A 16,876-nucleotide genomic window follows, 5' to 3' on the forward strand; every position below is an offset into this window, starting at 1 on the left:
CGACTGACCGATGATGTTTTTTCGGTCCCGGGAGAATGGCCGGGACAAAGAGGAGGAAGACATGCATATCGCAATCATCGGCGCCGCAGGCATGGTTGGCCGCAAGCTGACTCAGCGTCTCGTCAAGGACGGATCGCTGGGCGGCAAGCCGATCGAAAAGTTCACGCTTATCGACGTGTTCCAGCCCGAAGCGCCTGCCGGTTTTTCCGGTAAGGTCGATGCGCGTGCCGCCGACCTCTCCGCGCCGGGTGAGGCCGAAAAGCTGGTTGAAGCCCGCCCCGATGCCATTTTTCACCTCGCCGCCATCGTCTCCGGTGAAGCCGAGCTCGATTTTGACAAGGGCTACCGCATCAATCTCGACGGTACGCGTTATCTCTTCGATGCCATCCGCATTGCCAATGGCAAGGATGGTTATAAGCCGCGCGTGGTCTTCACCTCGTCCATCGCCGTTTTCGGTGCGCCGCTTCCCTATCCGATCCCGGATGAATTCCACACCACGCCGCTGACCAGCTACGGTACGCAAAAGGCGATCTGCGAATTGCTGCTGTCCGATTACAGCCGCCGCGGTTTCTTTGACGGCATCGGTATTCGCCTGCCGACCATCTGCATTCGTCCCGGCAAGCCGAATGCGGCTGCTTCCGGCTTCTTCTCCAATATCCTGCGCGAGCCGCTGGTCGGCCAGGAAGCGGTTCTGCCGGTGCCGGAAAGCATTCGCCACTGGCACGCTTCGCCGCGTTCCGCCGTCGGTTTCCTGATCCATGGGGCAACGATTGACGTCGAAAAGGTCGGTCCGCGCCGCAATCTGTCCATGCCCGGCCTCAGTGCCACCGTCGGCGAGCAGATCGAAGCGCTGCGCAAGGTCGCGGGCGAAAAGGCCGTCGCCCTCATTCGCCGCGAGCCGAACGAGATGATCATGCGCATGTGCGAAGGCTGGGCCCCCGGTTTCGAAGCCAAGCGCGCCCGCGAACTGGGCTTTACGGCTGAAAGCTCCTTCGAAGAGATCATTCAGGTTCATATCGAGGACGAACTGGGAGGTTCACTGAAATGAGTGTTGGCGGGGAGGAGAAGAAGCGGTCTGTCGCCTTTATCGGCACGGGCCTGATGGGCGGACCGATGGCCCGGCGTCTGCTGGGGGCTGGCTTTTCGGTGACCGTCTGGAACCGCAGCGTCGATAAGGCCGAGGCACTTGTTGCCGATGGCGCGGTCGTCGCGGCATCGCCGGCGGAGGCCGCCAAAGGCGCCGATATCGTCATCACCATGCTGAGCGACGGCAAGGCTGTGGGCGAGGTGCTGTTTGCGGCCGGAGTGGCCGAAGCACTGAAAAAGGGTGCGGTCGTGATCGATAGCAGCTCGATTGCCCCGCCGATTGCGCGGGAACATTCCTCCCGGCTTCAAGCGCTCGGCATTCATCATGTCGACGCGCCGGTTTCCGGCGGTGTGCCGGGCGCGACGGCCGGTACGCTTGCGATCATGGCGGGTGGCGATGAGGCGCTGATCGCGGGTCTTGCCGATGTTTTCGCACCGATGGGCCGGCTCACCTATGTCGGTCCCTCGGGTGCTGGCCAGCTCTGCAAGCTCGCCAACCAGCAGATCGTTGCCATCACCATCGGCGCGGTTGCCGAGGCGATGATGCTGGTGGAGGCGGGTGGTGCATCGCGTGAAGGGTTCCGCAACGCCATACGCGGCGGTTTTGCCGAAAGCCGGATCCTGGAACTGCATGGCGACCGCATGGTGAAGCGCAATTTCGTACCTGGCGGTCCCTCCAAGTTCCAGCTCAAGGATCTGAACGGCGTGCTGGCGACGGCGAAGGATCTGTCTCTCAATCTGCCGCTTACGCAGCAGGTGACGCGGGAATTTGACGACTTCGTCGGTGACGGTGGTGCCGATATCGACCATAGCGGCATCCTGCTTTACCTCGAAAAACTGAATAACCGGGAACAGGGCTGAGGCAGGTTCATGAGTGACGAGAAGACACCGATGCGCCGCCTGCGGTCGCAGGACTGGTTCGACAATCCCGACCATCTCGACATGACGGCGCTCTATCTGGAGCGCTTCATGAATTACGGCGTGACGCCGGAAGAACTGCGTTCCGGCAAGCCGGTCATCGGCATCGCCCAGAGCGGCAGCGACCTGACGCCCTGTAACCGTGTCCATGTGGAACTCGTCAAGCGGGTGCGGGACGGTATCCGCGATGCGGGCGGCATTCCCATCGAGTTTCCGACCCATCCGATGTTCGAAAACTGCAAGCGCCCGACGGCGGCGCTTGACCGCAATCTAGCTTATCTCAGCCTTGTGGAAGTGCTTTACGGTTATCCGCTCGACGGCGTCGTTTTGACCACGGGCTGCGACAAGACCACGCCTTCAGCGCTGATGGCGGCAAGCACGGTCGATATTCCGGCCATCGTGCTTTCCGGCGGGCCGATGCTCGACGGCTACCATGATGGGGATCTGGTCGGTTCCGGTACTGTCATCTGGCGCATGCGCCGCAAATATGGCGCTGGCGAAATCACCCGCGAGGAATTCTTGCAGGCAGCGCTCGAATCCGCTCCTTCGGTCGGCCATTGCAACACCATGGGTACGGCGTCGACCATGAATGCCATGGCGGAGGCGCTCGGCATGTCGCTCACCGGCTGCGGTGCCATTCCCGCCGCTTACCGTGAACGCGGCCAGATGGCCTATCGCACCGGCCGCCGTGCCGTCGAGCTGGTTGTCGAGAACATCAAGCCCTCCGACATCATGACCCGAGAGGCATTTTTGAACGCGATCCGCGTCAACTCGGCAATCGGCGGTTCCACCAACGCCCAACCGCATCTGGCGGCCATGGCAAAACATGCGGGTGTGGAGCTTCGCGAGGAGGACTGGCAGGTCCACGGTTACGACATTCCGCTCATCGCCAATGTCCAGCCGGCCGGCAAATGGCTGGGTGAGAAATATCACCGCGCCGGCGGCACGCCCGCCATCATGTGGGAGCTTCTGAAGGCCGGCAAGCTCGACGGCAGCTGTCCGACCGTCACAGGCAAGACCATGGCGGAAAATCTGGAAGGCCGGGAATCCACCGACCGCGATGTGATCCTGCCTTATGACAAGCCGCTGAAGGAGCGGGCCGGTTTCCTCGTCCTCAAGGGCAACCTGTTCGATTTCGCCATCATGAAGACGAGCGTGATCTCGGCGGAATTCCGCCAGCGCTATCTGAGTGAGCCGGGCCGCGAGGGCATTTTCGAGGGCAAATGTGTGGTGTTCGATGGTTCGGAAGACTATCACGCCCGCATCAACGATCCGTCTCTCGATATCGATGAGCGCACCATTCTCGTCATTCGCGGTGCGGGGCCACTCGGCTGGCCGGGTTCGGCAGAGGTCGTCAACATGCAGCCGCCGGATGTGCTGTTGAAAAAGGGTATCACCAGCCTCCCGACGATCGGCGACGGCCGGCAGTCCGGAACGGCCGACAGCCCGTCCATTCTCAACGCCTCACCGGAAAGTGCTGCCGGTGGCGGGCTGGCATGGCTTCGCACGAGCGATGTGATCCGCATCGATTTCAATAAGGGCGAGTGCAATGCGCTGGTACCGGAGGAGGAGCTGGAAGCGCGCAAGGCTGACGGCATTCCTGCTGTTCCTGCGGATGCGACGCCCTGGCAGCGAATCTACCGCCAGTCGGTGACCCAGCTTTCGGATGGCGCGGTTCTGGAAGGGGCTGCGGATTTCCGCCGGATTGCCGAGAAGATGCCCCGGCACAATCATTGATCACATACGACAAAAAATCCCCGGCCATGTCCGGGGATTTTTCTTTTCCGGGCGGTTTCGCAATTGATTGCGACCTCTTAATGTACCCGCAAATCCGCATCACAGGGGCAGGACATGACAGATATTTCGATGATAGAAGCCGCGCGTGGGCGCATCGGCAACCATGCGGTTCGCACACCGCTTCTTTCATCGCCTTTTCTGGACGAAATTGCCGGGCGAAAGCTGTTCGTGAAGGCTGAATGCCTGCAAAGAACGGGTTCCTTCAAGTTTCGCGGCGGCTGGTCGGCCGTCTCCGGCCTTCCGGCGGAGGTGCGCGTCAAGGGCGTGATCGCCTTTTCCTCCGGCAACCATGCGCAGGGCGTGGCGCTTGCCGCCCGGCTGCACAATGTCCCTGCCGTCATCATCATGCCGTCGGATGCGCCGAAGATCAAAATCGACAATACCCGGGCCTATGGCGCGGAGGTAGTGCTCTATGACCGTGCGAACGAAGATCGCGACGCCATCGGTGATCGCATTTCGCGTGAGCGTGGGCTGACGCTGATCAGGCCCTATGACGAACCGCTGGTCATTGCCGGGCAGGGGACAGTGGGGCTGGAGATTGCCGAACAGGGCGCGGAGTTGGGCATCGGTGCGGCCGAGGTTCTGGTGCCCTGCGGTGGTGGCGGCCTCACCTCCGGCATCTCCCTGGCACTCGCAGCAAAAGCGCCGAACTACAAGGTCAGGACGTCGGAACCGGAGCGGTTCGACGATGTGGCGCGCTCCCTTGCTGCGGGTAAGATCGAGCGTAACGCCACGACCTCGGGCTCGATCTGCGACGCGATCGTCACGCCGCAGCCCGGCAACATTACTTTCCCCATCATGGCCGGGCTCTGCGGAAAAGGCATTGCCGTGACCGAGGAGGAAGCGCTGCGGTCTATGGTTCTCGCCTTCAACCGGCTGAAGATCGTTGTCGAACCCGGTGGCGCGGTGGCGCTGGCGGCGGCCCTCTTCCACGGTGATGAACTGGAAAGCGAAACGGTGATCGCGGTCGCTTCCGGCGGCAATGTCGATCCGGAGATCATGGCCGGCGCGCTCTCTCGTTTCGGTTGAGGTCAGGCCTCGAGCCGTGCCGCGACCTCGCCGGCAATCGCCAGCGAGGCGGTTAAGCCGGGGCTTTCTATGCCGAAAAGATTGACAAGGCCGGCAAGGCCGTGGGTTTCCCGTCCATCGATGCGGAAGTCCATGGCCGGTTCGTCCGGGCCGGAAATCTTCGGCCGGATTCCGGAATAGGCCGGGATCAGTGCGTCATGAGGAAGGCTCGGCCAATAGCGCCTTATAGCGTCTCCAAACCCCTCCATACGGCGGGGATCGACCGCATAGTCGATGGTGTCCACCCACTCCACATCCGGCCCGAAACGGGCCTGGCCGGCGAGATCGAGCGTGAGATGCACGCCGAGGCCATGGGTGTGCGGTGCTGGGTAGATCAGCCGTGAAAACGGGGACTTGCCGGCCAGCGAAAAATAGCTGCCCTTGGCGAAACGCGCCTGCGGGATTCCGTCCTCCGGCAATCCTTCGATTTTTCTTGCCACCATGGGTGCAACAAGCCCGGCGGAATTGACGAGCAGCCGGCATGTCAGGCTGGTGGGTTCCGTTCCGCCGACGTGAACGCGGAAACCATTGCCCATCGCCTCTGCCTTTTCGAAGGGTGCGTTCAGGGCAAGGGCAGCGCCATGATCCTGCGCGTCTCCAAGCAGCGCCAGCATATAGCCGTGGCTATCGATGATACCGGTCGAGGGCGATATCAGGGCTGCGACGCAGGCGAGCGCGGGTTCGAGCAATAGCGCCTGTTGCGCATCGATCAGCTCAAGGTCGTTGCAGCCGTTAGCTTTGCCTTTTTCGCGCAGGGTGGTGAGCATGGCCGTCTCTTCATTGCTCGTAGCGACGATGAGCTTGCCGCAACGACGATGTGAAACGCCGTGGCTTTGACAGAAGGCATAGAGCCGCTCCTTGCCCTCCACGCAAAGTCGGGCCTTGAGGCTTCCGGCCGGATAATAGAGCCCGGCGTGGATGACTTCGCTGTTGCGGGAGGAGGTGGCAGAGCCGAATTCCTTCCCGCTTTCGAGGATGATGACGGTGAGGCCGCGCATCGCCAGTTCACGCGCTGTCGCGAGCCCTATCACCCCGGCTCCGATGATGATGGCGTCGATATCCGTCATGGTCTTTTCCGTGCCCGCCACCGGTTTTGAACGGAAATGCCCTCCACCGCGTTGATCCTGCGCAATGGGTAGATTGATGCTTGCCGGTGGGCAAGTCGCAATCGGTATTTTTCCCGATGCGCCAATCTTATGGAATTTTATCTCTACTGAAACAGTGGGGAATAAAGCTATTCTATGAGTGAAATAAGCAATGCCCGCTTTGAAGGGCCGAGCAGGAAGGGAGTGTACAATGTCTTATTCCAAGGCAGGAAAAGTAAAAGACTTTGTCTCGCAGCCCCAGTCGCCGCGCAACTGGAAAGATTCGGTTCATGCGGCTCTTGTCGGCGTCTGCGTGGCTTTTGTCGCCGCCGTCATCTTCGGTCTCGTTCCCTGATCCTCCCGATTTTCTCATCAGGTAATTTGAGAATAAAAGGCCGGTCGCTCCTCCGACCGGCCTTTTTCATGACCGCTCACGCCTTCAGGTAATCTTCCGCCAAGTCAACCCAGAAAGCGGTTCCGATCGGCAGGATATCGTCGTTGAAATCGAATTTCGGATGGTGCAGCGGCGGGTCGTTATCGGTGCGCGCGGTGCCGAGGAAGAAATAACAGCCTGGCCGTTTCTCCAGCATATAGGCGAAGTCTTCCGCACCCATCGATGGGCGCTGCATCTCGGCTACCTTTTCAGGCCCGGCAAAACGCCGGGCGAGATCGGCGACATAGTCCGTTTCCGCCTTGTGGTTGACGGTTGCATTGTAACCGCGCTCGTAATCGATGGTGACGCTCATGCCGTAGCTGGCCGCCTGGCCTTCGGCTATCGCCCGGATGCGCTTTTCCAGCTCGTCGCGCACGCCCGGATCGAAGGAGCGGATGGTCAGCAGCATTTCCGCCGTTTCGGGAATGACATTGCTGGCAGCACCGGCATGGAACGCGCCAACGGTGACGACTGCCGATAGTTGCGGATGGATGTTGCGGGACACCACGGTTTGCAGCGCCATGACGATGCTTGCGCCGGCCACGATGGGATCGGCCGCATCCTGCGGTTCGGCGCCGTGGCCGCCATATCCGTTGACTGTGATCTTGCACTCGTCGACGGCGGCGAGGATAGGCCCGTCGCGCAGCACGAATTGCCCGAAGGGCACGCCGGGATCGTTGTGAAGGGCAAAAACCGCATCGCAGGGAAAACGTTCGAACAGCCCGTCTTCGATCATGATGCGGGCGCCGCCGAAATTCTCTTCCGCCGGCTGGAAGATCAGATGCAGGGTTCCGTCGAAATTTTTGCGCTCGGCAATGATCTTCGCCGCGCCAAGCAGCATGGCGGTGTGGCCGTCATGGCCGCAAGCATGCATCACGCCCTGATTGGCGCTCGCATAATCCGCACCGGTTTCTTCATGGATCGGCAGGGCGTCGATATCGGCGCGGATGCCGAGCGTGCGGGTGCTGTCGCCATTGCGGAGTGTGGCGACGACACCGGTTCCGGCCAGTCCCCGCGTAACCTCATAACCCATTGCCGCCAACTGTTCGGCAATAAAATCCGACGTTTTGAACTCCGAAAGGCCGATTTCGGGGTTGCGGTGCAGGTGGCGGCGAATGGCCACCACATCCGGCATATGGTTGGCAAAGGATGCGAGATTTGCGGTCTGTCTGGTCATTTTTAAAGTCCCGGGTTCGGCCGTTTTTTCCGGCGCCTTTTGCAAATGACATAGCAGCATATGCAGCCATGCGTAAGGGGCGTAGCCTGCCCGGAAATGCCCCGAAATTCAGCGCTTGCATCGTGCCGCCACAGGTGGCATGGAACTATTGACGTCCTGGGGCATTAGCTTCTTTCGGATGTAGCGCGGGCCTTTCGGTTCGTGTTGCCCTTCAGGTTGTCAACGGGGGATTATCGGACGTTGCGCGAACAGTTTTCGCCATCGGGGAGGGTGCGAAATCCGGTCGGAACGGCATTGCCGGGCCGAACGACGCGATTTTCTTTCCTTCACCAAAAAAGCCCTGTCCGCGCCGATCTCCAGCTTCGCAGATATTCCGGAATAATGATGCTGCAGCATGACGCGCCTGCGGATGTTCCGCACTTGACCATCCGTTCCGCACAGCGTCCGGTCCGGTTCACCGAAGGTTCAGGATAAGTCATAAATATAGCGTTGCCCGATTTTCGTGTGTGTTCCCGCCACGGACGAAATGCCGGTCAAGTCGAACAAGTTTCCATAAAGTTCAGAATACGAGCCCGATGTCATTTCATATTACCCCGACCGCCGCCGCCCGTGATTCCGAGACGAAGCAGATCGATCACAACGATTCGATCCGCGCGTCCTATATGACGGTGGAGGAACTGCATGATGCGGGCGCCGCGCTTTCGCGCGATGGCGCCGACAGTCTTCCCGGCTTCATGGAATTCGATTTCTTCGAGCGTCATCGCGAGAACGAGAAGGAAATCCTCAGGGTCTATCGTACCACGGCCGTCGATGCGGAAAATGGCGCGACGATAACGCCGGCGGCGGAATGGCTGCTCGACAATCACTACGTCATCGAAGAGGCGATCCAGGAAGTCCGCCGCGATTTTCCGCGCAAGTTCTATCGCCAGCTGCCGACGATGACGGTGGGCGGCGTGACGATCCCGCGGGTCATGGCGCTCGGCTGGCTTTATGTCGCCCATACCCACAGCACGGTTTCGCGCGAAAACATGACGGCGCTGGTGGATGGCTATCAGACCTCGAAGACGCTGCAGATCGGCGAATTGTGGGCTTTGCCGTCGATCATCCGTTTCGTCCTCATCGAAAATCTCCGCCGCATCTCCATTCGTGTGGAGCGTTCGCGCCGCATGCGCCAGAAGGCGAATGAGGTCGTTGATGAAATCATCCGTCTGAACGATGCCGAGGCGTCGGCCGCGCTTCTCAAGCAGGTCGATTCGCTGGTTGACGATCCGACTTTCGCGACGCAGTTCCTCTATCGTCTTCGCAATGGCTCACAGACCTCCGGTTTGGCGGTTGCGTGGCTTGAAGAGCGTCTTCATGCTGCCGGCACCGATGCCGAAAACGTCATGATGTCGGAACATAATCGCCTGGCATCCGGCAATGTGACGATGGGCAACATCGTCAAGAGCCTGCGCGAAATCGACGATACCGAATGGTCGGTGTGGTTCGAGGAAGTCAGCCATATCGACAAGGTTCTGCGCGAAGAGACCGACTACGAGGTTCTCGATTTCGGTTCGCGCAACACCTACCGCAACACGATCGAACTTCTGGCGCGCCGTTCTCCCAAGACCGAAGTCGAGGTTGCGCGCGCCGCTGTCGAAATGGCGCGTTCGGAGACGCCGGCGGGTGCGGATGAAACCCATCGCGTCAATGTCGGCTCCGTGCTCGTCGGCCAGCGCCGCTTCGAGCTTGAAAAGGCTTTGGGTTACCGGCCGCTGGTGTCGCAGCGTATCGTGCGCTCGATGCGCAAGTTCAACTGGCTGGCAATCGCCGCGCCGGTCCTTCTCATCACCGCGCTCGCCATGCTCGCTGTCGGCTGGTACCTGGCGCAGGCGGGCATGCCCTGGTATGTCGTAACCGCCTTCCTGCTGATGTTCGCATTGCCGGCATCCGAAGGCGCGACCGGCCTCTTCAACACCCTCGTCACCTTCTTCGTGAAACCGTTCCGGCTGGTCGGATACGAGTTCAAGAACGGCATTCCGCAGGACGCCCGCACATTAGTCGCCGTGCCCTGCATGCTGACCAGCCGCGACAGTGTCGACGAGATGATGCGCAATATCGAAGTGCATTATCTCGCCAATCCGCATGGCGAGATCTACTTCTCGCTGGTGAGCGACTGGCGCGACGCGCAATACGAGCAGTCCGACGATGACCTCGAGATTCTCGATTATGCCAAGCGCGAGCTTGCGGCGCTGAACAGCCGTTATGCCTTTGATGGCAAGACGCGCTTTTACCTGCTGCACCGCCGCCGCCTCTACAATCCGGCCGAAGGCTGCTGGATGGGCTGGGAGCGCAAGCGCGGCAAGCTGCATGAACTGAACATGCTGCTGCGCGGCGACAAGGATACGACCTTCCTCGGCGGCGCGAACGTCGTGCCGGAGGGCGTGAAATACGTCATGACACTGGATGCCGATACGCGCCTGATGCGCGATGCGGTGACCAAGCTCGTCGGCAAGATGCACCACCCGATCAATCGCCCGGTGATCGATCCGGTATCCGGACGGGTTGTCGAAGGCTACGGTCTGCTGCAGCCGCGGGTGACGCCTTCGCTGACGACCGGCAAGGATGCCTCTGTCTTCCAGCGCGTTTTCTCGATCAACCGCGGTATCGATCCTTACGTCTTTACCGTTTCCGACGTCTATCAGGACCTGACCTCCGAAGGTACCTTTACCGGCAAGGGCCTTTACGATGTGGATGCCTTCGAGGCGGCGCTGAAGGGCCGCATCGAGGAAAACTCCATCCTCAGTCACGATCTGCTCGAAGGCTCCTTTGCGCGCTGTGCGCTGGTGACCGATGTGGAACTGGTGGAGGACTTTCCGACCCGTTATGAGGTGGAAGTGTCGCGCCAGCATCGCTGGGCGCGTGGCGACTGGCAGCTTCTGCCTTTTATCCTCGATCGTGCCCGCGGCGTTACCGCCATCGGCCGCTGGAAGATGGTCGACAATCTGCGTCGCTCGCTGACGCCGATCGCCTGGTTCTTCGCCTCGATCCTCGGTTGGTATTTCATGGATCCGCTCGGTGCGTTGATCTGGCAGATCCTGCTGATCTTCTCGCTGTTCGTCGCGCCCACGCTGTCCCTGCTGTCCGGCCTCGTGCCGCGCTCCACCGATATTGTACCGCAGGCGCATTTCCATACCATCTGGTCGGAAATCCGCGCCACCAATGCGCAGGTTGCGCTGCGTATCGTCTTCATAGCCGATGCCGCCTGCATGATGACGGATGCGATTGCCCGTTCGCTTTACCGCCTGCTCGTCAGCCACAAGCTGATGCTGGAATGGCGTACCGCCGCCAGCATGCAGTCGAGCGCGCAGGGCAGCATCGTCGATTATTATCGCCAGATGTGGCATGCGCCCGTGGTGGCGATGCTTGGCCTGTTGTTTGCGGCGCTGCCGGGCGACAACGCTTTCCTGATCGGCATTCCATTCACGCTGCTCTGGGTTCTGTCCCCCGCCGTTGCCTGGTATGTCAGCCAGTCGGCTGAAACCGAAGACCGGCTGTTCGTTTCGGAACACGTCTCCTTCGAGCTTCGCAAGATCGCGCGTCGCACCTGGCGTTATTACGAGGCCTTCGTGACGCCGCAGGAAAACCACCTGCCGCCGGACAACTTCCAGGAAACGCCGGAACCGATCGTTGCTTCGCGTACCTCGCCGACCAATATCGGCGTCTATCTGCTCTCCGTCATCTCGGCGCGTCAGTTCGGCTGGATCAGCTTTGCCGATACGCTGGAGCGGATCGAGAACACGATCCAGACTGTCGAGAAGATGGAAAAATATCGTGGCCATCTCTACAACTGGTATCACACCGACACGTTGCAGACGCTTGGACCGCGCTATGTTTCTGCGGTGGACAGCGGCAACCTCGCCGGTCACCTTATTGCGGTTTCGTCTGCCTGCCGTGATTGGGCAGAAGCGCCTTCAGCGCATCTTCAGGGCAATCTGGACGGTATCGGCGATCTTGCCGGCATTCTGCGCGAAACGCTGAAGGCGCTGCCCGACGACCGCAAGAACCTGCGCCCGCTGCATCGCCGCCTCGAGGAGCGCATCATCGGCTTCTCGAACGCTCTGGCCTCCGTCAAGCGCGAGCATGAATTCGCCTCGATCCGCGTCATCAATCTCGCGGTTCTTGCGCGCGATATCCAGAAACTCGCAACCAACGTCGATCACGAGGTGAAATCCGCGCAGAGCGCGGAAGTGACGCGCTGGGCGCAATTGCTCGTCGATTGCTGCGAGGCGCATATTTCCGACAGCGCCATCGACCTCACCAATATGGAGCCGCTGCGCCAGCGCCTCGCATCGCTGCGCGACCGCAGCCGCAACCTCGCCTTCTCGATGGATTTCACCTTCCTTTACCGCAAGGATCGCCGTCTTCTGTCGATTGGCTACCGCGTCGAAAGCAAGGAGCTGGACGAGGCCTGCTACGACCTTCTGGCTTCCGAATGCCGCCTGACCAGCCTCTTCGCCATTGCCAAGGGCGATCTGCCGACCGAGCACTGGTACCGCCTCGGCCGCCAGGTCGTGCCGATTGGTGCGCAGGGTGCGCTGGTGTCCTGGTCTGGGTCGATGTTCGAATATCTGATGCCGCCGCTTGTCATGCAGGAGCGTCAGGGTGGCATCCTCAACCAGACCAATAATCTGATCGTCAAGGAACAGATGAACCATGGCCGTCGTCTCGGCACGCCATGGGGCATTTCCGAAGCGGCGTTCAACGCCCGCGATCACAACATGAACTATCAGTACACCAACTTCGGTGTGCCGACGCTTGGCCTCAAGCGTGGCCTTGGCCAGAATGCGGTGATCGCTCCCTATGCATCGATCCTCGCCAGCCAGTATGATCCGGATGGTGCGCTTGAGAACCTCGACAAGCTGCGCAAGCTTGGCGCGCTTGGCCAGTACGGCTTCCATGACGCGGTGGATTTCACGCCGACACGTGTGCCGGATGGCAAGGTCTGCGCGGTGGTCTACAACTATTATGCACACCACCACGGCATGTCGATTGCGGCCGTCGCCAACGTCGCCTTTGACGGCGTGCTGCGCGAACTCTTCCACTCCGATCCGGTGATCGAGGCGGCCGAACTGCTGCTGCAGGAAAAGGCGCCGCGCGAAGTGCCGGTCATGAGCGCCAAATACGAGCCGGAAACCCCCGGCAAGGAACAGGCGGATCTGTTGCGTGCGGAAGTTCGTTCCATCACCGACCCGGCCGCGCGCGACCGCGAAGTGGTGTTCCTCTCGAACGGCCATTATTCAACCATGCTTACCTCCACGGGTGCCGGTTATTCGAAGTGGAACGGGCAGGCCATTTCCCGCTGGAAGGCCGATCCGACCGACGACCGCTGGGGCACCTTCATCTTCCTGCGCGACACCACCAATGGACAATGGTGGAGTGCGACGGCCGAGCCGCGTGTCATCGAAGGTGAAAAGACCAAGACGATCTTCACCGATGACAAGGCCGAGTTCCACAAGACCACCGGCGATCTGCAAAGCGTTGTCGAATGCATCGTCGCCACCGAGCACGATGCCGAAGGCCGCCGCGTCACTCTGCTCAATGTCGGTTCCGAGGATCGCTATATCGAAGTGACCTCCTATTTGGAGCCGGTCATTGCGTCGGAGGATGACGACAATGCCCATCCGCTGTTCTCGCGCATGTTCGTGCAGACGGAGATCGGCCGCCGCGGCGACGTTATCCGCGCCTGGCGCAACCGCCGCAGCCCGAACGAACCCGGCACCGTCATCGCGCACCTGGCGGCTGACAATGCCGGCCCGTCTCGCCCGACGGAATTCGAGACGGATCGCGCCAAGTTCATCGGCCGCGGACGCTCGCTGCGCGAAGCGGCGGCTTTCGATGCCGGTGCGACGCTTTCCAGCACCGACGGCTTCACGCTTGATCCGATCCTGTCGCTGCGCCGCACCGTGCGGGTGCCGGCGGGCAAGAAGGTGAGCGTGATCTTCTGGACGATTGCCGCGCCGAGCCGCGAGGAAGTCGACAAGGCAATCGACCGTTATCGTCATCCGGACGCCTTCGCGCATGAACTGGTGCATGCCTGGACGCGTACGCAGGTGCAGATGCGCCATGTGGGCGTCACCTCGCAGCAGGCGGCCGCCTTCCAGCATCTCGGCCGTTATCTGACCTATCCGGACATGCATCTGCGTGCGGATTCGGAAACGCTGAAAACGGGTCTCGCGTCGCAGCGCGCCTTGTGGCCGCTTGCGATTTCGGGCGATTTCCCGATCTTCAGCCTGCGCATCAACGACGATATGGACATGGATATCGCCCGTGAAGCGCTGAGCGCCCATGAATATCTGCGCTCGCGCGGTGTGATCTTCGATCTCGTCATCGTCAACGAACGGGCTGCGTCCTATGCGCAGGACATGCAGCATGCACTCGATCATATTTCCGAGGCGCAGCGCCGCATCAATCCTGCCGATGGCGGACGTCCGCACGTCTTCTCGGTGCGCCGCGACCTGATGGATGAAGAGACCTGGAGCGCGCTTCTCGCCGCTTCCCGCGTCGTCCTCCACGTGCGCAACGGCAAGATCGTCGACCAGATCAACCGTGCGGTATCGCTGTTTGCGGCCCATCGCAGCCCCGACGGCACGAGCGATGCGGCACAGGCCCGTCTGCCTGTTCCGGTCTTCCCTGTGGCGGAGCCGGTGGAAGATGCGGGCGATCTCGATTTCTGGAACGGTTTCGGCGGTTTTACCAGAAGCGGTCAGGAATATGTCGTGCGCCTCAATGGCGGGCAGTCCACGCCGCATCCATGGATCAACGTCATCTCGAACGAGAATTTCGGCTTCCATATTTCGGCCGAAGGCGCCGGTTTCAGCTGGAGCCGCAATTCGCGCGACTATCAGCTGACACCCTGGAGCAACGATCCGGTCATCAACCGGCCGGGTGAGGCCTTCTATGTCGCCGATGTGGAGACAGGAAAGCTCTATACGCCCTGTGCCGCGCTGTCGCGCGATCCCGAAGCCATGTTCGAAACCCGCCACGGTCTCGGTTACTCCGTGTTGACGGGCGTGGCCGATACGCTGGAGGTGGAGCTGACGCAGACCGTGGACCGTGAAAAACCGGTCAAACTCTCGCAGGTCATCGTTCGCAACAAGGGCTCGAAAAGTCGCCGTCTGAAGGTCTATGCCTATGTGGAATGGGTGCTCGGCAATAACGGCCAGAAATCTGCGCCGTTCATTCTGAGCAGGCATGATGCCGGCAACAATGCGATCTTCGCGTCGAACCCCTACAGCATCGACTATAGCGCTCGCACGGCCTTCCTGACGCTCGACAGCGAAGCGAGCGGCTTCACGACCAGTCGCCGGGAATTCATCGGCCGCTTCGGGTCGGCGCAGGCGCCGCAGGGCATCGTGTCCGGGGCTGCACTCAGTGGCAGCACGGAGGTCGACGGCGATCCCTGTGCCGCGCTGATGCAGGAAATCCACCTGAAGCCCGGCGAAGAACGGCACATGACCTTCATTCTCGGCGATGCCGACAATGCGGAAGAGGCCGAAGCGCTGGTGAAGGATGTTCGTAAGGCGGACTTCCAGACGGTGCTGGATGAGAGCAAGGCGTTCTGGACGGGCTTTACCGGCCAGTTGCAGGTTTCCACGCCTGATTCCGGCTTCAACCACATGGTCAACAACTGGCTGCCCTATCAGGCGCTGGCATGCCGCATTCTGGCGCGTACTGCCTTCTACCAGTCGAGCGGTGCTTTCGGCTTCCGCGACCAGCTTCAGGATACGCTGGCCTTCCTGCTCTACCAGCCGGATCTCGCCCGCAAGCAGATCCTGCGCGCGGCAGGCCGCCAGTTCCCGGAAGGCGATGTGCAGCACTGGTGGCTGCCGCTGACGGGCGCCGGTGTTCGTACCACCATTTCGGACGATGTGGTCTGGCTCGCTTATGCGATCAACCAATATGTCTCGGCCACGGGCGATGCTGCCATCCTCGATGAAAGCATCCCCTTCCTGAAGGGGGCGGCATTGATGCCCGGCCAGCATGACGCTTTCTTCCAGCCGGAAACTAGCGACAGATCCGCCACGCTTTACGAGCATGCGGCGCTGGCGCTCGATCTTGCCATTCATCGCACTGGCGAAAATGGCCTGCCGCTGATCCTCGGCGGCGACTGGAACGACGGCATGAACCGTGTCGGCGTGGGCGGCAAGGGCACCAGCGTCTGGCTCGGCTGGTTCCTGTCCGGAGCGTTGCGCGATTTCATCGAGATTGCGGAAAAGCGTGGCGATACCGACCGCGTCGGCAAATGGGCGGCGCACCGGGAAAAGCTACGCAATGCGCTGGAAACAGCGGGTTGGGATGGCAGCTACTACCGGCGCGGTTATTTCGATGACGGCACGCCGCTCGGTTCCGCCGAAAGCGAGGAATGCCGGATCGATTCGCTCGGCCAGAGCTGGAGCGTTCTCTCCGGCGAAGGCGAAGAGGCTCGGTCGCGGCAGGCAATGGATGCCGTCATGGAGCATCTGGTCGATGAGCAGACTGGCATTATCCGGCTGTTCACGCCGCCCTTCTCGCGTGCGCCGCATGATCCGGGTTACATCAAGGGATATCCGCCGGGTGTGCGCGAAAACGGCGGACAATATACCCATGCGGCGACCTGGGTGGTTCTCGCCCTTGCGAAGCAGGGTAGGGCACAGGAGGCATGGAACTGCTTCAAGCTGCTCAACCCAGTCAATCATGCGCTCGATGCGGCAGCATCGGAAACCTATCGGGTCGAACCCTACGTGGTGACTGCGGATGTCTACGGTGAAGGCGCTTATGCAGGCCGTGGCGGCTGGAGCTGGTACACGGGTTCCGCCGGGTGGCTCTACCGCGCCGCTGTCGAGGGTATTCTCGGCATCACCCGCACCGACGGCAAGCTGCATATTTCGCCGTCGCTGCCGGAGGACTGGAGCGGCTTCTCGGTGAAGATCACGCTCGACGGCAGGGCCAGGGATATCGTCGTAAGCCGCAAGGCCGATACGGCGGAAGTCTCCGTTTCCGTCGATGGTAAGGCCCTGTCGGCAGGTGATCGGGTGATCCCCTTCGACTGAGACGATCAGGTTTCCGTTCGCCTTTAAACTCAGGCTCCCGTGGTAACGCGGGGGCCTGAATCTTTATGGGGCTACCCTGGCCTCCGACTCAGTCTGTGGGTCGGATCATGGCACGGAAGCCCGGACCTAGTTCGCAGCGTCGGCTGGAAGCTCCCGCAGCACCGGGATAGGGTCATATTGGCGAAGGTTTTGATGGCGCGGTGCCGGATCGTCCGGTGCGGACTGTCTCGTCAATCTTTTC

8 protein-coding genes are annotated in these 16,876 nt (G+C 61.1%); 6 read left to right on the plus strand and 2 right to left on the minus strand.

Translation table 11 applies throughout. From position 1 onward, the window contains the following. The first annotated feature begins 61 nt into the window (after nt 1–61). The 4 genes from denD (at nt 62) to BTE54_RS09980 (ending at nt 4,830) form a co-directional block, all read left to right on the plus strand. Nucleotides 62–1,048, plus strand: coding sequence for a D-erythronate dehydrogenase (gene denD, locus BTE54_RS09965; protein WP_078052451.1), 987 nt, complete (start codon nt 62–64; stop codon nt 1,046–1,048). Then, nucleotides 1,045–1,947, plus strand: a complete 903-nt coding sequence (locus tag BTE54_RS09970) for an NAD(P)-dependent oxidoreductase (RefSeq protein WP_078052321.1) — start codon at nt 1,045–1,047, stop codon at nt 1,945–1,947. Before denD ends, BTE54_RS09970 begins: the two co-directional genes overlap by 4 nt. Nucleotides 1,948–1,956: 9 nt before the next feature. After that, entirely contained in the window at nt 1,957–3,741 is a 1,785-nt protein-coding gene (locus BTE54_RS09975; RefSeq protein WP_078052322.1) for an IlvD/Edd family dehydratase, read from the plus strand. A gap of 114 nt (nt 3,742–3,855) precedes the next feature. Then, nucleotides 3,856–4,830 carry a threonine/serine dehydratase gene (locus tag BTE54_RS09980; protein WP_078052323.1) on the plus strand — a complete coding sequence of 325 codons (975 nt, stop codon included), beginning with the start codon at nt 3,856–3,858 and terminating at the stop codon, nt 4,828–4,830. Between the two features lie 2 nt (nt 4,831–4,832). On the opposite strand, the gene BTE54_RS09985 is transcribed toward BTE54_RS09980, so the two are convergent. Then, a complete protein-coding gene (locus tag BTE54_RS09985; protein WP_078052324.1) occupies nt 4,833–5,936 on the minus strand; it encodes an NAD(P)/FAD-dependent oxidoreductase in 1,104 nt (367 codons plus the stop codon). Between the two features lie 229 nt (nt 5,937–6,165). On the opposite strand from BTE54_RS09985, the gene BTE54_RS09990 reads away from it, so the two are divergent. Beyond that, entirely contained in the window at nt 6,166–6,309 is a 144-nt protein-coding gene (locus BTE54_RS09990) for a hypothetical protein (protein ID WP_003505150.1), read from the plus strand. 76 nt (nt 6,310–6,385) lie between these two features. Here BTE54_RS09990 and BTE54_RS09995 read toward each other — a convergent pair whose 3' ends face one another. After that, nucleotides 6,386–7,564, minus strand: a complete 1,179-nt coding sequence (locus tag BTE54_RS09995; RefSeq protein WP_174014369.1) for a M20 aminoacylase family protein — start codon at nt 7,562–7,564, stop codon at nt 6,386–6,388. A 575-nt stretch (nt 7,565–8,139) separates the two neighbouring features. Here BTE54_RS09995 and BTE54_RS10000 point away from each other — a divergent pair. Next, nucleotides 8,140–16,635 carry a glucoamylase family protein gene (locus tag BTE54_RS10000; RefSeq protein WP_078052325.1) on the plus strand — a complete coding sequence of 2,832 codons (8,496 nt, stop codon included), beginning with the start codon at nt 8,140–8,142 and terminating at the stop codon, nt 16,633–16,635. Nucleotides 16,636–16,876 lie beyond the last annotated feature (241 nt).

Source organism: Agrobacterium sp. YIC 4121 (genome assembly GCF_002008205.1).
In the GTDB taxonomy this organism is placed as follows: domain Bacteria; phylum Pseudomonadota; class Alphaproteobacteria; order Rhizobiales; family Rhizobiaceae; genus Agrobacterium; species Agrobacterium leguminum.